Genomic DNA, 16918 nt, shown 5'->3' on the forward strand with positions numbered 1-16918 from the left:
TTATGCATGGATCAAGATGCTACAAGGTCTGTGGTGGCGTGGCTGAGGGTTCCGTTGGGAGCTAAACTGTGGATAATTATGCGTTAGCCCCCTGATACAACATTAATTGGAGAAAAAACATGCAGAAGCTGACAGAAGCTGGTCTTCACCCTGAACAAATGCTGGTGGATTTACCTGCCTTCATGGCGCGAGTTATGGCGCTGGCCAGTGAATTGGGCCTTTCTCTTGAACAATATCAGGCTGACCATATTGCACTGCGGGTAAATGACAGGAAAATGGCAGAAGCGCTGCATCAGGCGTGGCTCGCTTATGGTGAAGAGTGGTCGAATAATATTATCAATGGCAGACCGATTATTGTGATTGGTTTTCACCAGCCGGTTCAGGTGGGTAACTGGGTGATTGAATGCCTGGAATTACCCTATCCTGGTGATAAAGCCTATCCGCAAGAAGGGTGGGAGCATGTAGAGTTTGTGATCCCGGCAAAAGCAGGTAATACCGATCAATTGAAAGTGGTATTGGAGCAGGCTTTCCCTCAGCTTGAACAGCAGTGGGCGTTAATGGCAGATAAAGGGATTAAAGTTAAAGCTAGCTCACCATCGGGTGAAAAAGAGCGTTTACCGAATCCGACTTATGCGTTTAAGAAAAACGGGGTGTGCATTAAGCTACATCCTTGCTCGCTGAAGGACGTGATTGAGAGCGAAGAAGTATAACTCAGACGCGAGTTACGAGTTGCGAGTTTAAGGATTCTCGCAACTCGATACGCGTACCTAGAGTATCACTGTTCTATTACCGCGAACAAAGACCCGATCATCGAGCACTAAACCGAGCGCCTTACTGAGTACTGACTTTTCGACATCACGGCCCGAGCGTGCCATGTCATTGGCACTGAAATTATGGTCAACCGGGATCACGCTCTGGGTGATGATTGGCCCTTCATCGAGATCATTGGTAACAAAGTGTGCGGTGGCACCGATAATTTTCACACCGCGCTCGAAGGCTTGCAGATACGGTTTCGCGCCAATAAATGCCGGCAGGAAACTGTGGTGAATATTAATGATTTGGTGTGGGAACTGAGTGACAAAATTGGCCGTTAAAATGCGCATGTATTTTGCGAGTACCACGTAATTCGGCTCGTATTGCTGGATTGCAACAAGTAGCTTCTCTTCATGTTCTTCACGGCTTAGCCCTTCGTGGCTAACGTGATGGAACGGAATATCAAACTTTTCTGTTAATTTGCCTAATGTGTCGTAGTTCCCGACAACTGCCGCGATCTCTACATCCAGCGTGCCGTCATACGCTTTCACTAAAATATCACCGATACAATGGGCTTCTTTGGTCACCATGATCACGATGCGTTTGCGTGCTGAACTCACTAAACTACGGTGGCTTCCTGCCGGTAGGGCGTGGTCAAGATCTGCCAAGAAGGTTTCATTGTTGAAATAGCCTTCTAATTCGGTACGCATAAAGAACTGTTTATTGGTGTTATCAACAAACTCGTTGTTATGTACGATGTTAAGTTGGTGCTTGTAGCAGATGTTGGTGATCTTTGAAATAAGGCCGACGGCATCAGGGCAATCGGTGAGCAGGGTTTTCTTTTCCATGGTCTTCCTTGAACGGTATTTTTAAATTCGACTCCTTCCTATTTACCTTTTATTTATTACAGGGTCAAAAGATAATTGAATTATCACGTAAGTGAATACAACTTGTATGCGTTTAGCTAAGCAGAAAGAACGGGTAACGCCTTGTTGAATTAATCATGGTCGGCGGCAGACAAACTTGGCATAATGCTCAGCATTGTACTGTATAAATAACCAATAGTTTTAACATCATGATTGCCAAGTTTTTCGCCTCTGGAGGCGCGTTGGACAAAGCCCTTCCCGGCTTTCAAGCTCGACAACCGCAAATTGATATGGCACAAGCTGTCGATGATGCTATTCGCGAGCAGACTCAACTGGTGGTTGAAGCGGGCACGGGAACAGGTAAAACATTTGCCTATCTGGTGCCTGCGCTGGTCAGTGGGAAAAAAATCATAATCAGCACCGGATCGAAAAACTTACAGGAACAGCTGTTCCACCGTGATTTACCGCTGATGGCCGATGCGCTTGGTTTTACCGGGCGAGTGTCACTGTTAAAAGGGCGATCTAACTACTTGTGTCTCGATCGCCTTAGTCGGCAAGTGACCGAAAGTCATGGTACTCATGTCGACCCTACGCTGCTTAGCCAGTTGGTTAAAATTCGCAGCTGGGCATCATCGACCAAAAGTGGTGATTTGGGCGAGTGTGATGCCATAGCCGAGGACAGCCCGGTTATTCCGATGGTTACCTCTACCAACGACAATTGCCTTGGACGGGAATGTCCGTCTTATGAAGATTGCTTTGTGGTTAAAGCGCGTCGTAAAGCCATGGAATCAGATGTCGTGGTGGTGAATCATCACCTCTTTCTGGCCGATTTAGCAATTAAAGAGACCGGATTCGGTGAGCTGATCCCTGAAGCTGATGTTTTTATCTTTGATGAAGCCCATCAGATGCCAGATATTGCCTGCCAGTATTTCGGCCAAAGCTTATCCAGTCGCCAGGTGCAGGAGTTGGCGAAAGATGTCGAAATTGGCTATCGCACTGAAGCCAGAGACATGCGCCAACTGCAAAAGACCGCTGACCGACTGGCTCAGGCAGCATTCGATTTACGTATCGTACTTGGCGAACCGGGCTTTCGTGGCAATTGGCGAGATGCGGTAAAAAGCCCCGTGATCCAGCGAGAGCTGACCCGGTTAAATGACGCCCTTGATTTAACTTATGATGTACTGAAGTTGGTTTTGGGTCGCAGTCAGTTGTTAGATGCCGCATTTGAACGGGCAACCTTATTAAAAGCTCGTCTGGCTCGCTTGTGCGATACCACTATCACGGGCTATTCCTATTGGTTTGAATGTACGCCCCGTCATTTTACGTTGCATATCACGCCTTTGTCTGTGGCAGAAAAATTCCGTGAACAGATGCAGCAACAGAAAGGTGCATGGATCTTCACCTCCGCGACGCTGGCCGTTGATAACGATTTTAGCCATTTCAGCCACCGACTGGGGCTGGAGCCGAAACAGCAGTTCTCATTGGAAAGTCCGTTTGATTATCAGCAGCAGGCTTTGCTGTGTGTGCCTCGTTTTCTGCCTGAGCCAAATAGCTTTGGTATTGCCGATCAGCTGGTGGACATGTTGACGCCATTGATTGTAGAAAATAATGGCCGCTGTTTCTTTCTCTGTACGTCTCACCAGATGGTTCGTGATTTGGCTGAAGGTTTTCGCGCAAAGCTTGAATTACCGGTGTTAGTACAAGGTGAAACGACCAAGCAGAAGTTACTGGCCGAATATTTAGAGCGGGGGAATGCTCTGTTAGTTGCTACCGGTGCTTTCTGGGAGGGGATTGATGTTAGAGGCCAGGCCCTTAGCTGTGTTATTATCGACAAATTGCCTTTTACTGCACCGGATGATCCGTTGCTAAAAGCGCGAATAGAGGATTGCCGCCTGCGAGGTGGTGACCCGTTTTCGCAAGTCCAGATACCAGATGCCGTGATCACCCTGAAACAGGGTGTAGGACGCCTGATCCGTGATAAGCGGGATAAAGGTGTACTGGTAATTTGCGACAATCGACTGGTAACGCGTCCGTATGGCGCGGTATTTTTAAGAAGCCTGCCGCCGATCCCGCGTACGCGGAATATCAGTGGTGTCGGGCAGTTTCTGTCACAAGTGAATGGTGAAACTACAGCCATTCACTGTGACGATTAGCATTCAGAGGCTTGAATGAGCACCAAAATTCTTGCGGTCGATACCGCAACTGAAAATTGTTCTGTTGCCTTACTTATGGGCGATGAAGTTATCTCACGTTGCGAATATGCGCCACGTGAACATACAACAAAAATTTTGCCAATGGTTGATACCGTACTGGCAGAAGGCGGTGTAAAATTAAATCAGCTTGATGCATTAGCTTTCGGCCGTGGCCCGGGTAGTTTCACGGGTGTGCGTATTGGTATTGGTATAGCGCAAGGCTTAGCTTTCGGTGCTGATCTGCCAATGGTCGGCGTTTCTACGTTAGCAACAATGGCGCAGGGGACCTTCCGTAAGCATCAGGCCGAGCAAGTACTGACTGCGATTGATGCCCGCATGGGAGAGATCTACTGGGGCCAGTATCAACGTCAGACTAATGGTGACTGGCTAGTGGTTGGTGCGGAGCAAGTCATTGCACCTGATACTCTCGTTAATGAATTTGAGACTGTATCTGGGATCTGGTATACGGCAGGTACAGGTTGGGAAAGTTATGCTGACGCTCTCAGTCAACTGAAAGCCCAAACTGAGAAAGGCACAATCTTATATCCGGATTCTCAAGATATGGTATTGCTTGCAAAGTTCGCCCTTGCTCGTGGCGAAGCAGTAGCACCTGAAGCAGCTAGTCCGGTTTATGTGCGTGATACCGTGACCTGGAAGAAACTGCCGGGTCGGGAATAAATTTCAAAGACGAGCAGTAACAGGCTAGATCAAGCACCACACTGCTCGTTGTTCTCAGGGGGACGTTATGGTTTCAATTCATCGCTTACCACCTTCGATAAATCCGCAGCATAAGCCGCGGGTCTCAGCACCGGCTCAACCGTCAGACGTTGCTCAGCCTACCGTGGTCGCCAGTGCGGTATCTAAATCGGTTCGCAGCCCTGAGTCGATCCGCGATGCTCATGCCCACATTCAATATGATCAACCCGAAGGGAATAATCGGGAAGCGCTTGAATCGTATCTGGGCGTGATGTATCAAAATAGAAAAGATGAATTTTCTAACCTGATGGGCGTTGATGTTTACGTGTGAACTGACATTGTGAACACTGATGTGATCCCTGATTTATTCCCCCCCATTGATAAGTACCCTTGTTACATTTTTTACGGACGATCACTCGCCGCTTTGGCTGATTGTTATGACCAGATTGGTATAGTAGACCGCTGGCCGCATATTGAACATTTATGATGGAGAACCTGATGTTTATAAAGCTATTTCTTGGGCTGTCTACAGTGTTTATGATAGGCTGCGCAAGCATGTCAGCTAGCCTTAAACGCAGGCTGAAAAACCAGGGTGGCATCCATCAGCGCGCAACCCAATAATCTGTCATAGAGACGACATGGTGATGTATAACACTTTTTTCCAGCTAGCCGAAAAACAGCTGGCCGGGCTTTGTTCGTTTCAAAACCCAGCTAATGAAGTGCAGGTTCCGCCTGCAGAGGGTGGCAGTGGCGTGCAAAAACCGACGCTGTTGCTGCTGCATGGCTGGCAAGATAATGCTGCCAGTTTTGATGCGTTATTTGGGTCATTAGCAAGACATTTCCATCTTGTTGCGATTGACTGGCCGGGACATGGTTATTCTGATAAACGCGATGCAGATAACTATTATCATTTTTTTGATTATATTGACGATCTGCACCAGATCGTTGAACTGCTGTCGGCATCCTCATTGTATTTAGTGGGCCATTCGCTCGGCGCGCTGATTGCCGGTTGTTATGCCGCTGCTTTTCCTGACAAGGTAGCGGGCGTGGTCATGATTGAAGGGCTGGCTCCGTTATATGAGCCAGCCAATAACGCGGCAGCTCGTTTGCAACAAGGCATCGAAAGCCGCCAGCGTCATCGTCAGCGTGTTGCCAGACGGCCAGTACGTAAAATGAATGCGTTGCAGGAAGCGCTCGATTTACGTTGTACGGTCAATCGATTACCTGAGTCTTGCTTATTGCCACTGGTCGTAAGAGGAACGGAGACTGATGGCGAGCATTGGTATTGGCGTCATGATGACAGGCTACGCTGTGACTCGCTTTATCGTATGGTGGCAGAACATGCGCAAGCCTTAATGTCACAGATCCAATGTCCGGTTTTATCCATTGTTGGTGATCAAGGTTTCTCCCACCTGCAACGGACAGGGCCGGAGAAGAGCTGGTTTCAGCGGTTCAGGCAAGTACAGGTGAAAGGTGGTCATCACTGCCATATGGAAAGTCCGCAAGATGTTTGTCGTTATATCTTGATGTTTACCGCCAGATTTTGATGTTCAGAATGCTCTATTGCTATTTAGAGCAATATTATTATAGTCACTTTGATTTTAGAGTGATTGGTCTAATTGATGTGCGTTGAATTTTTGTTACCTGCACTGTCGTGCGGGTGTAAACAATTGTTTGAACTACCTCATAGAAAGTGGCGATAGCGCCAGAATAAAGTAAGGAGAGTGCAAGTGGATAAGGTTTGGCTTAACCGCTATCCGGAAGAAGTACCGGCAGAAATCAACCCTGATTTATACTCATCGCTGGTCGATATGTTTGAGCAATCGGTCCATAAGTTTGCCGACCAAACCGCGTTTATTAACATGGGCCAGGTCATGACCTTCCGCAAACTGGAAGAGCGTAGCCGTGCCTTTGCCGCTTACCTACAGAACGATCTGAAACTGAAAAAAGGTGATCGTGTTGCGGTAATGATGCCGAACCTGCTCCAATATCCCATCGCGCTGTTTGGTATTCTCCGTGCCGGATGCGTTGTCGTAAACGTAAATCCGCTCTATACCCCGCGCGAGCTTGAGCATCAATTGAATGACTCGGGTGCAAAAGCCATTGTTATTGTTTCGAACTTTGCCCACACCCTGGAAATGGTTGTTAAGAAAACAGGCGTTCAGCACGTTATCTTAACCAGCCTGGGTGATCAGTTGTCCCGCCCGAAAGGCACCGTGGTCAATTTTGTGGTGAAGTACATCAAAAAGATGGTGCCCAAGTATCACCTGCCTCATGCGACATCAATGCGTGCCGCCTTGAGAAAGGGGCGTCGCATGCAGTATGTGAAGCCGTTTATGTCTGGCGATGATACCGCATTCTTACAATATACCGGTGGTACGACTGGGGTGGCCAAAGGTGCGATTCTGACGCATCGCAATATGCTGGCGAACTTGATGCAGGCCAAAGGGGCATATGGTCCGGTTCTCACTGAAGGTCGTGAGCTGATCGTGACAGCATTACCGCTGTACCACGTGTTTGCTTTGACCGTGAACTGCTTACTGTTTATTGAAATCGGTGGACAGAATCTGCTGATCACTAACCCGCGTGATATTCCTACTTTTGTTAAAGAGCTACAGCGTTATTCATTCACTGCATTAACGGGGGTGAATACGTTATTTAATGCTCTGCTCAATAATGAAGACTTTCATGAATTGGATTTCAGTAAGCTTCGTTTATCGGTCGGCGGTGGTATGGCAGTTCAGCGTGCGGTGGCTGAAAAGTGGAAAAGCATCACAGGCAATTACTTGCTGGAAGGTTATGGCTTAACGGAATGTTCACCGCTGGTGGCTGCGTACCCATATGATTTGGTTGAGTATAACGGTTCCATTGGTCTGCCGGTACCATCTACTGATGTGCGAATTATCGATGATGAAGGAAACGTCTTAAGCAACGATCAAACCGGTGAGCTGCAAGTGCGTGGCCCGCAGGTCATGAAAGGCTATTGGCAGCGTCCGGAAGCCACGAAAGAAGTGTTGACGGATGACGGCTGGTTATCGACCGGTGACATTGTACGTTTTGATGACGAAGGCTTCCTTCACATCGTCGATCGCAAGAAAGACATGATCTTAGTCTCCGGTTTCAATGTTTACCCGAACGAAATTGAAGATGTCGTCGCCTTACATGGCAAAGTACTTGAAGTTGCCGCTATCGGCCAGCCACACGATGTTTCGGGTGAACTGGTGAAGATTTGTGTTGTCAGGCGCGACCCTAGCCTGACCCGTGATGAGCTGCTGATGCATTGCCGTGAACATCTGACGGGTTATAAAGTGCCTAAAATTGTCGAGTTCCGTGATGAATTGCCAAAATCCAACGTAGGCAAAATCTTACGACGTGCGTTGCGTGAAGAGTCCGAGAAAAAGGCTAAAGAGCAAGAAGCGTAACGGAAAGCAATTAATGAACTAGTGTATTAAAAACCAAGTGCGTTACGGTTAATTCAGGTTACAATTAAGTGCCGGCTACTATAGTCGGCACTTTTTGTTTATAAAATGATAGCTTGAGATAAGCTCTTCTATCATGTGGCTGCTTAGTCTTGGCGGTCTTTGGCTGTGAAGATTGAGTTAGTCATAGAATCGGGTGCTAGCTCATTACTATTTCGTATAGTAACGACCTTGATAGAAAAGAATGTGATGTGGTTTGTCACGTATTCAAATTTCAATTTTTTCGTTCTTGTACGAAATAGCGGCGAGAATTACCTTCTGATTTGGTTTTAGTTGCATATCTAATCAACTAAAAGCCATGCCTACTAAATATGTCAGCTAAATAAGGTCTGCTGTGAATTTTGAAATAATAACGACTACCCAGCGTTTAGAGTCTATTTGCGAACATGCCCGCACTCACTCAGTTGTGATGCTGGATACCGAATTTGTACGTACGCGTACCTTGTATCCAAAGCTTGGTTTGATTCAAATGTTCGATGGCGACAATCTTGCGCTTATAGATCCACTCGAAATTGATGATATGACACCATTGTGGGATCTGTTACAAGATAAGTCCGTGACTAAAGCCTTGCATGCCTGTGGAGAAGATCTGGAAGTATTCCAGTACCATGCAGGTTGTCTGCCGGAACCAATGGTAGATACGCAACTGATGGCTGCCTTTTTGGGCCACGGGATTTCAACGGGCTTCGGGACACTCGTCAATGAGTATCTGGGTGTTGAGCTTGATAAAGGTGAGGCCAGAACCAACTGGTTAGCACGTCCTTTAACGGCAAAACAGCTTGATTATGCCGCGGCTGATGTCTTCTATTTACTACCGCTCTATGAAAAGCTGATTGAACAGGTACAAGCGAAAGGCTGGATGAAAGCATTAGAGCAAGAGTGTTCATCTCTGATGTTGAAACGCGTTCAACCCGTTGATCCAGATAAAGTTTATCTTAAGGTGAAAAATGCCTGGCAGCTGAGTCCTAAGCAGCTTGCGGTATTGCAGCAAGTGGCTAAGTGGCGGGTACTGGAAGCGCGTAAACGGGACATCGCGCTAAACTTTATTGTTAAAGAATTACATATCTGGAAATTAGCGCGTTACAACATCACATCAAAAACTGTGATGGCTAAAGAAGGTTTCGATAGCATGGAGATCCAACGCCATGCTGGGCGTTTGTCGAAAATAGTGCATGACGCTGAAAACATTTTGCCAGAACAGTACCCGGAAAAAATTGTTCGCCTGGTTGATTTGCCGGGTTATAAGCAAATTGTGAAACAGATCAAAGATGAAGTTACCCGGGTAGAGGCAGAAACGGGGTTGGCACCAGAATTTTTGGCATCGAAAAAGCAGGTGAACCAGCTTATTTCATGGGTGTGGAAATATCAAAAATCAGCAGACAAATTGCCTGACATGCTGAAAACATGGCGTAAGCCATTGTTTGAAGAGCGCGTACTACCATTACTGGAAAAGTTAGACAAATAAATCCGCCAGGTAGTGTCAAATAGTAGAAATCCCCTGAAGGTTCGCTTCAGGGGATTTTTTATTATTTGTCTTCTGGCAGGGTGACGTTTAATTCCAGAACCGACAGATCTTCTTCTTTTTGATCCAGGTTCACACTTACCTGCTCTGGCGTGATATCCACATATTTGCGAATAACGTCCAGAATATCTTTTTTTAACTGAGGCAAGTAAGAAGGCGCACTTTGACCCGCAGAGCGGCGCTCAGCGACGATAATTTGCAGCCTTTCCTTCGCCACACTAGCCGTCGTTGTTTTTTTGGGGCGGAAGAACTCTAGCAAAGCCATAATAAATTAGCCTCCAAATAAACGTTTTAGGAAGCCTTTTTTCTCTTCCTCTAAGAAACGGAATGGGCGTTCCTCGCCCAGTAAGCGTCCAACAGTATCTTCATATGCCGAACATGCATCTGACTCTTTGTCAAAAATAACCGGTTCACCTTTGTTAGAGGCATTCAGAACCGCCTGGCTTTCAGGAATAACACCCAGTAACGGAATATGCAGGATATCTTCCACATCTTCTACGCTTAGCATATCGCCCAGAGTGACACGGGCCGGATTATAGCGAGTTAACAGAAGATGTTGTTTAACAGGCTGGTCTGAATTTTCAGCGCGACGAGATTTTGAGTCTAAGATCCCCAGAATTCGATCGGAGTCTCGAACCGAGGAGACTTCCGGATTCGTGGTGACAATGGCTTCATCAGCAAAATAAAGCGCCATTAATGCACCGGTTTCGATACCTGCAGGTGAATCACAGATAACAAAATCAAAGCCCATTTCATCGAGATCATTCAGAACACGCTCAACGCCTTCTTTACTTAATGCGTCTTTATCGCGAGTTTGAGATGCTGGAAGTACAAACAGATTATCAACGCGCTTATCTTTGATCAGTGCCTGATTGAGGTTTGCTTCGCCATTAATGACATTAACAAAATCATATACGACGCGGCGTTCACAACCCATGATGAGGTCAAGGTTACGTAGACCAATATCGAAATCGATAACAGCGGTTTTTTTTCCTGCAAGGGCGAGACCTGATGCGATTGCCGCACTGGATGTTGTTTTACCAACGCCACCTTTGCCCGAGGTAACAACGATAATACGTGCCATCTATTAAATTCCTTATCAAACGTTATAGAGCAAGGTGCTCTATGTTTAAATTATTTTCAGCAAGTGAGATAACGACACCTTTACCCCAGAATTCTTCTTGGATTTTATCACTGAGCCAGTAGTTACCTGCAATGGAAATCAGCTCTGATTGTAAGTTCTGGCAGAAAATGGTTGCTTGCTGTTGGCCGCTTGCGCCGGCAATAGCCCGACCCCGTAACACGCCATAGACATGAATACAGCCATCAGCAATGATTTCGGCGCCTGCACTAACGTGGCTCATCACAACGAGATCGCAGTTTTTCGCGTATATTTGCTGACCTGAGCGAACAGGGGTACGAACGATTCTCGTTGGATCCATGGCTTTTTCTGCCGCTTGCGCCTGACGTGCAGCATTCATGATAGCAAAACCTGCTGATTTTGCTTGTGTCTGTAAGTAAGGATCTTTACTGCCGCTAATACCTACCGGGATCATACCCGCATCCTCGACACCAGCTTTAAGCTGTTTGAAGTCGATCTGACTGCCTGCATGGGTAATATCGATTACCACAGGAGCAGAGGCGAAGAAGCTAGGCGCTTGACTCACTTTGTCTTTTAGGTGGTCAGTTGCCTGTTTTATATCCCCATCAACTAAATGCAGGGCCGAGAGCGTGAATGAGCTCCCCTTTAATTCTGGCGATTTGGTCATGATTATTATATGACTGACGTTAAATTAGCCAATTAGGTACGTTATCATAAAGGTACTTGCATGGTATATTCCAAAGGTTGTATCGGCAAGTTATCCTTGCCCTAGCGTTGGAATTTCAGACAAGCGTCTCATCTGCACGGCCTTTAAGTTAGTGCTTTGAGGGAATGATTTACAAAAATCAGTGTCTGAAAAAGATGAAAGCTTTAACAAACAGGCTATTTTGATGTTTAGTTCAATTTATAAAAGCTCCAAAAAAGAAAATACGTATTTATATATCAATAAAAAAGATGATTTTTCTGATGTACCAGAATCTCTGATGGCAACGTTTGGCACGCCGCAGTTCGTTATGGTGTTAAAGCTGGAAGGGCGTAAGTTAGCACTGGCTGATGCCGAGAAGGTCAAAGAGGCGTTAGCGACGGTTGGTTATTATCTGCAGATACCACCACCAGTGACAAATTTACTCACACAACATAAGGCAGCGAAAGCTGAACTTAATTCGTAAAAGGTAACTATGCATAAGCGTTTGATATCGGCCTTGGTGGCCATAGGATTAGGAATCTCTTCTGCAGCTTTTGCGGCTGATGAAGGGTTTGACGAATATGTACTTGAGCTTAAAGCTGAAGCTCGTGAGCATGGAATTTCAGAATCGATAATCAACTCTGCTTTCGAAGGCATTAAATATACAGAGCGTGCAGTTAAGGCAGATAAGAATCAGCCTGAGAAAAAGCTGACGTTGGATGAATATATCCCACGCGCGGTACCTGATTGGAAAGTAAAGCAGGCTAATCGTTTATACCAGGAGCATAAACCGACGCTGGATAGGATTGGACGTGAATATGGTGTTCAGCCAAGGTTCATTGTCGCGTTATGGGGGGTTGAAAGCAACTTTGGCCGCTTGATGGGAAATTACAATGTGATCGAAGCGCTTTCTACTCTGGCTTATGAAGGGCGTCGTGAAACATTTTTTCGCAAGCAAGTCATGGCGGCATTAACGATTCTGGATGACGGTCATATTGCGCCACAAGAGATGAAAGGTTCATGGGCAGGTGCGATGGGGCAACCCCAGTTTATGCCGACATCTTTTCTTGCCTATGCTGTCGATGGAAATAATGACGGACGTATTGATATCTGGCAGAGCGAAGAGGATGTTTTTGCCTCAGCGGCAAATTATCTGAAGATGTCGGGCTGGAATGATGAATATACCTGGGGAAGACAGGTTAAATTCCCGGCAGGAATAAGCGCATCATTTAAAGGTGTCGAAAAGGAAAAAGCGAGACCTTTAGATGAATGGCAGAAGCTAGGAGTCAGGAAAATAAATGGACAAGCCCTACCAAAGGTTAATATTGACGCATGGCTTATTCAACCTGATGATCAACGAGGGCGTGCATATCTGATTTATGGTAATTATCAAACCCTATTAAGCTGGAATCGTTCGCATTATTTTGCTTTAGCGGTGAGTCATCTCGCAGACCGAATTCGATAACCTTTGATTTTTTGATTTTAAAAAGAGATAGAGCCAGGCATTAATACCTGGCTCTTTTTCGTTGTGTCTGATCGTTTGTCAGCATGTTACCGTTTCTTCTTCATGAGATTTGTTGATGTAAAATTTTCTTTAATTTCAATATCATACGGTTGAGCTGATGAGTAGGAGTAGCCGTGTACGGATAAAATGTTTTTTATCTTGCTAAAAGCTTGTCAGCTCATTTCGCGGGGTTTTTAATGGCTATTATTAACATCATCAATGAGTATTGAGATTATTTGTGGCTGCGTGAATTGTCTGAGTGACAGGTGATTAACCCTAAAGTAGTAGTAGATAGTTATTAAATGAAAATGCTTTTACTGAATATAGAAAGCCCGGCGTGATAGCCGGGCTTTTATTCAACTGGTATACAGCCTATTAGATTTCGAAATCATCAATAGATTGACCGGCATCTAACGCTTTCTTCAATGAACTTGGTGTACGGCCTTGGCCTGTCCACGTTTTTTCTTCACCGTTTTCGTCGATGAATTTATATTTTGCTGGACGTGAAGCACGCTTAGCTTTTGGTGCTTTAGCTAGGCTAGAAAGTAATTCTTCTGGGTCGATACCATCAGCCAGAAGCATTTCACGGTAATGATCCAGCTTTTCGTTACGCTCATTTTCTTTAGCGATATCTTCCGCTTCAGATTCTTCACGTTCAGTAACGACTGTTTGTAGTTTTTCCAGAGCTTCTTGTAGTTGCTCAAGTGTATATTCGCGAGAAAGTGCGCGAAGGCTGCGAAGGTTTAATAGCGCTTTCATTACATCAGACATTTTTATTTCCTGTTAATTTCAAACTTGCCACATTAATAATAGCAGTCAAAAAGCAATATTTATCAATAATAATACTTTTATAGCGTCAGTGCCAAACAATTTATTTGTTTAATAATTAAATAATGTTCGTTTGTCGAATGAATTCTCAATTATGAAAAAATGTAATCACATTTTGGTTTGGAAATATCAACCAAAATGTGATTCATCGCTATATATAAATGTCCGCCATTTCATAATAATCGTATTCAAATTTGGATTTTGTGGTTAAAAACTCACCACTTCGGCAATATTATTCACTATTTGTGTGAAATCTTTCACTTTAAGTTGTTGCAAAAGAGTCGACATTCCGTAGAATGAACCATTCCTTGACTAAGGGTAGAGGCGCATTGTCTATAAGTAGCAAGCTGTAGGGTGATTCCGATGATAGTTTGCGAAAGGAGCCAATGCCGAAGTTAGAAAGGTTTATCAAGCCTTCTTGCTGGGGTTGTCACCAAATAGGGGCAACACTGCCATAGTATAAATTACATTAACTATGGAGCGCTACTGTGGGGTCGGGAGAGGTTTATCTTCTTTCCTTATACTCATCTAATCACGGTTATTCCCGTGTTCAGCAGTAGATCTCCGACCAATATCGGTTGTAGTAGAGATCATGAATATTGTAGATTTTTCCCATTCTTCCATTTCGCTTTTACCGCCTTTAGTGGCATTAGTATTGGCTGTCCTTACACGTAAAGTATTGGTTTCTTTAGGTGTTGGTGTCGTATTAGGCGCACTGTTATTAACCGATTTCTCTGCAGGGGCCACCGCAGATTACTTGTTAACAACAGTCAAAAGCGTATTCATCGAAGATGGTGCCATTAATAGCTGGAACATGAGTATCGTGGTATTCCTGGTTTTACTGGGAATGATGACGGCATTACTGACCTTATCGGGTGGTACACGCGCATTTGCCGAATGGGCACAAACCAAGATTAAAACTAAACGTGGTGCGAAGCTCCTGGCTGCATTTTTAGGTGTTTTCATTTTCGTTGATGACTATTTTAATAGCCTGGCGGTAGGTTCGATTTCTCGCCCGGTCACTGACCGCTTCTATGTTTCACGCGCTAAACTGGCTTATATTCTGGATTCAACGGCTGCACCTATGTGTGTATTAATGCCGGCATCCAGCTGGGGCGCTTATATCATTACCGTTATTGGTGGCATTCTGGTGTCACATGGTGTGACTGAATATTCAGCATTAAGTGCATTCTTGCAGCTGGCACCAATGAATTTCTATGCCGTATTTGCTCTGCTGATGGTTTTTGCTGTTGCTTGGTTCCAAATCGATGTTGGCGCCATGAAAAAGCATGAAGTAGAGGCAAGTCATGGTTATGGGTTCGATGAAGGTGATGATAACAGTCAGGCTAAAGATCTGAATGATGAGCTGGAAATCGAAGAAAGTGAGCATGGCCGTGTTGCTGATCTGGTTATGCCGATTGTGATTCTGATCCTCTCCACTTTCTTCTTTATGATTTATACGGGTTATCAGGCTCTGGAAGCGGATGGTATTGCGTTCAATATTCTGGGTGCTTTTGAAAATACCGATGTGGGTAAATCGCTATGTTACGGTGGTTTCTTTGGTTTGGTGTCGGCGCTTATTCCTGTCTTGCGTCAGAAAATCCCGATGGCTGAGGTCGTGAAAACATTGTGGATCGGTGCTAAATCGATGTTTGGTGCCATTCTGATCCTGTTGTTCGCCTGGAGTATCGGTAGCGTAATCGGCGATATGGCGACCGGAAAGTATTTGTCTACGCTGGTACAAGGCAATATTGACCCAACGATGCTACCCGTTATCCTGTTCTTGCTATCAGGTATTATGGCGTTCTCAACAGGAACTTCTTGGGGTACTTTTGGTATTATGTTACCGATTGCAGGTGATTTATCTGCCGCGACAGAGATTGCTTTGCTATTGCCGATGTTAAGTGCGGTTCTGGCAGGTTCGGTTTTCGGTGACCATTGTTCTCCGATTTCTGATACCACAATACTGTCTTCAACCGGTGCTCGTTGTCACCATATTGATCATGTATCGACTCAGCTACCTTACGCGCTTTCGGTCGCTTTGGTGTCGGCCATTGGTTTCTTGGTGCTGGGCATGACGGGTTCACTGGCAGTGTCATTTATGGCCGCAACCATCACATTTATTGTGGTTTGTGTAATGCTATCGTGGCTCTCTCGCCGCCCAATAGGTGCTACTGCAAACGTATAACAGATCCATAATCTGCGATGAAGCCTGCGATGTTTTCGCAGGCTTTTTTTTATCTTGCCAAGTGATTTTGAGTTAAAAGCGATGCATCTGCATTCCTTATTTTCTATGCGGGATCTCCTTTCATTTCCGTGCTAATTTCTGTAGCATTTCGGCAGTTTTTCAGTCTTTGGGGAGCCTCATGGCCCAGATGTATTTCTACTACTCAGCAATGAATGCGGGTAAATCGACGACATTATTACAATCATCTTTTAATTATCGCGAACGCGGTATGTTACCGGTGATCTTCACCGCGGCGATTGATAACCGATTTGGTCAGGGCAAGGTCAGCTCTCGGATCGGTTTACAAGAAGATGCGGAGTTATATACTCGCGAAGATGATCTCTGGGAAAAACTGCAAGCCTTGCACCGTGAATCCAAAATTGACTGCGTATTGATTGATGAGTGCCAGTTCCTGACAAAAGATCAGGTTTACCAGTTAACCGAAGTCGTCGATAAACTGCATGTGCCGGTATTATGTTACGGTCTTCGTAGTGATTTCCGTGGTGAGCTATTTGAAGGTAGCCGATATTTGCTTTCATGGGCCGATAAGCTGGTCGAGCTTAAGACGATTTGTCATTGTGGCCGTAAAGCAAATATGGTGATCCGTCAGGACGAGTCTGGTCAGGCCATTGCTGATGGTGATCAAGTTGAAATTGGCGGTAATGACCGTTATGTTTCCGTTTGTCGTAAACACTATAAAGAAGCATTGGGTCGTTAGAACAGGTTTCGGCTCAGGAAACAGGTTTGAATAAAAAAAGGAAGCGTAAGCTTAATGCCGTTCACTTAACGTGAGCGGCATTGTTTTTTCTAACGGGATATCGGTTTTTTGAGCACTTCAATACTCTAGGGTAACTTCGTTCTCTTCTAGCAGGTAAAATAAACTGCTTCGCGATCTCTTCTAGTACCATTACTTGTTTCGGTATGTTCCCTGGTGTCACAAATGGCAACTGCGTTAACTCATGAACAATATGCAATGCCGCCCCATGAAAACTGAGTTGATTGGGAAAGACTCCTTTTAAACTACTAGCCATCAATACCATCTTATATCTCAAGAGGTTATAAGC

At 45.3% G+C, this 16918-nt stretch carries 16 protein-coding genes, 1 pseudogene and 1 riboswitch; of the genes and pseudogenes, 11 read left to right on the forward strand and 6 right to left on the reverse strand.

Annotated elements, in window-relative coordinates; all coding sequences use genetic code 11:
- The first annotated feature begins 119 nt into the window (after window positions 1-119).
- Window positions 120-710 carry a VOC family protein gene (locus tag L4D76_RS16300; protein ID WP_428441953.1) on the forward strand — a complete coding sequence of 197 codons (591 nt, stop codon included), beginning with the start codon at window positions 120-122 and terminating at the stop codon, window positions 708-710.
- 57 nt (window positions 711-767) lie between these two features.
- Here the strand turns inward: L4D76_RS16300 and purU are convergent, their stop codons facing one another.
- Window positions 768-1601: a formyltetrahydrofolate deformylase gene (gene purU, locus L4D76_RS16305; protein ID WP_428441954.1), complete on the reverse strand. Its 834-nt coding sequence runs from the start codon at window positions 1599-1601 to the stop codon at window positions 768-770.
- Between the two features lie 227 nt (window positions 1602-1828).
- On the opposite strand from purU, the gene yoaA reads away from it, so the two are divergent.
- The 6 genes from yoaA (at window position 1829) to rnd (ending at window position 9451) form a co-directional block, all read left to right on the forward strand.
- Window positions 1829-3772, forward strand: a complete 1944-nt coding sequence (yoaA, locus tag L4D76_RS16310; RefSeq protein ID WP_428441955.1) for a DNA repair helicase YoaA — start codon at window positions 1829-1831, stop codon at window positions 3770-3772.
- Window positions 3773-3787: 15 nt separating this feature from the next.
- Window positions 3788-4489, forward strand: a complete 702-nt coding sequence (gene tsaB / locus L4D76_RS16315; protein ID WP_428441956.1) for a tRNA (adenosine(37)-N6)-threonylcarbamoyltransferase complex dimerization subunit type 1 TsaB — start codon at window positions 3788-3790, stop codon at window positions 4487-4489.
- A 67-nt stretch (window positions 4490-4556) separates the two neighbouring features.
- Window positions 4557-4838, forward strand: a complete 282-nt coding sequence (locus L4D76_RS16320; protein ID WP_428441957.1) for a hypothetical protein — start codon at window positions 4557-4559, stop codon at window positions 4836-4838.
- 307 nt (window positions 4839-5145) lie between these two features.
- The gene (locus L4D76_RS16325) at window positions 5146-6054 is read left to right on the forward strand and encodes an alpha/beta fold hydrolase (RefSeq protein ID WP_428441958.1); all 909 of its coding nucleotides are present in this window, start codon (window positions 5146-5148) and stop codon (window positions 6052-6054) included.
- A 183-nt stretch (window positions 6055-6237) separates the two neighbouring features.
- Window positions 6238-7929 (forward strand): long-chain-fatty-acid--CoA ligase FadD, encoded by a 1692-nt coding sequence (gene fadD, locus L4D76_RS16330; protein ID WP_428441959.1) that lies wholly within the window; start codon window positions 6238-6240, stop codon window positions 7927-7929.
- A gap of 391 nt (window positions 7930-8320) precedes the next feature.
- Entirely contained in the window at window positions 8321-9451 is a 1131-nt protein-coding gene (gene rnd / locus L4D76_RS16335; RefSeq protein ID WP_428441960.1) for a ribonuclease D, read from the forward strand.
- 61 nt (window positions 9452-9512) lie between these two features.
- Here rnd and minE read toward each other — a convergent pair whose 3' ends face one another.
- Genes minE through minC form a run of 3 tightly spaced genes read right to left on the reverse strand, consistent with a single transcriptional unit; the run spans window position 9513 to window position 11277 of the window.
- Complete coding sequence (gene minE / locus L4D76_RS16340) at window positions 9513-9773, reverse strand: cell division topological specificity factor MinE (protein ID WP_428441961.1); 261 nt, start codon at window positions 9771-9773, stop codon at window positions 9513-9515.
- Between the two features lie 6 nt (window positions 9774-9779).
- Entirely contained in the window at window positions 9780-10592 is an 813-nt protein-coding gene (gene minD, locus L4D76_RS16345; protein WP_428441962.1) for a septum site-determining protein MinD, read from the reverse strand.
- A gap of 22 nt (window positions 10593-10614) precedes the next feature.
- Window positions 10615-11277, reverse strand: coding sequence for a septum site-determining protein MinC (minC, locus tag L4D76_RS16350; RefSeq protein ID WP_428441963.1), 663 nt, complete (start codon window positions 11275-11277; stop codon window positions 10615-10617).
- Between the two features lie 223 nt (window positions 11278-11500).
- On the opposite strand from minC, the gene L4D76_RS16355 reads away from it, so the two are divergent.
- The gene (locus L4D76_RS16355) at window positions 11501-11779 is read left to right on the forward strand and encodes a YcgL domain-containing protein (protein WP_428441964.1); all 279 of its coding nucleotides are present in this window, start codon (window positions 11501-11503) and stop codon (window positions 11777-11779) included.
- A gap of 9 nt (window positions 11780-11788) precedes the next feature.
- Window positions 11789-12760, forward strand: coding sequence for a lytic murein transglycosylase (locus L4D76_RS16360; protein ID WP_428441965.1), 972 nt, complete (start codon window positions 11789-11791; stop codon window positions 12758-12760).
- Window positions 12761-13174: 414 nt separating this feature from the next.
- Here the strand turns inward: L4D76_RS16360 and L4D76_RS16365 are convergent, their stop codons facing one another.
- Window positions 13175-13570, reverse strand: a complete 396-nt coding sequence (locus tag L4D76_RS16365) for an H-NS family histone-like protein (protein WP_428441966.1) — start codon at window positions 13568-13570, stop codon at window positions 13175-13177.
- A gap of 368 nt (window positions 13571-13938) precedes the next feature.
- A riboswitch (Lysine riboswitch) is annotated at window positions 13939-14121 on the forward strand.
- 98 nt (window positions 14122-14219) lie between these two features.
- On the opposite strand from L4D76_RS16365, the gene L4D76_RS16370 reads away from it, so the two are divergent.
- A complete protein-coding gene (locus L4D76_RS16370; RefSeq protein ID WP_428441967.1) occupies window positions 14220-15815 on the forward strand; it encodes a Na+/H+ antiporter NhaC family protein in 1596 nt (531 codons plus the stop codon).
- Window positions 15816-15993: 178 nt separating this feature from the next.
- A complete protein-coding gene (locus tag L4D76_RS16375) occupies window positions 15994-16572 on the forward strand; it encodes a thymidine kinase (protein ID WP_428441968.1) in 579 nt (192 codons plus the stop codon).
- A gap of 61 nt (window positions 16573-16633) precedes the next feature.
- Here the strand turns inward: L4D76_RS16375 and L4D76_RS16380 are convergent.
- A pseudogene (locus L4D76_RS16380) lies at window positions 16634-16918 on the reverse strand (IS4 family transposase); the annotation flags it as partial.

This window comes from Photobacterium sagamiensis, from assembly GCF_050337085.1.
In the GTDB taxonomy this organism is placed as follows: Bacteria; Pseudomonadota; Gammaproteobacteria; order Enterobacterales; family Vibrionaceae; genus Photobacterium; species Photobacterium sagamiensis.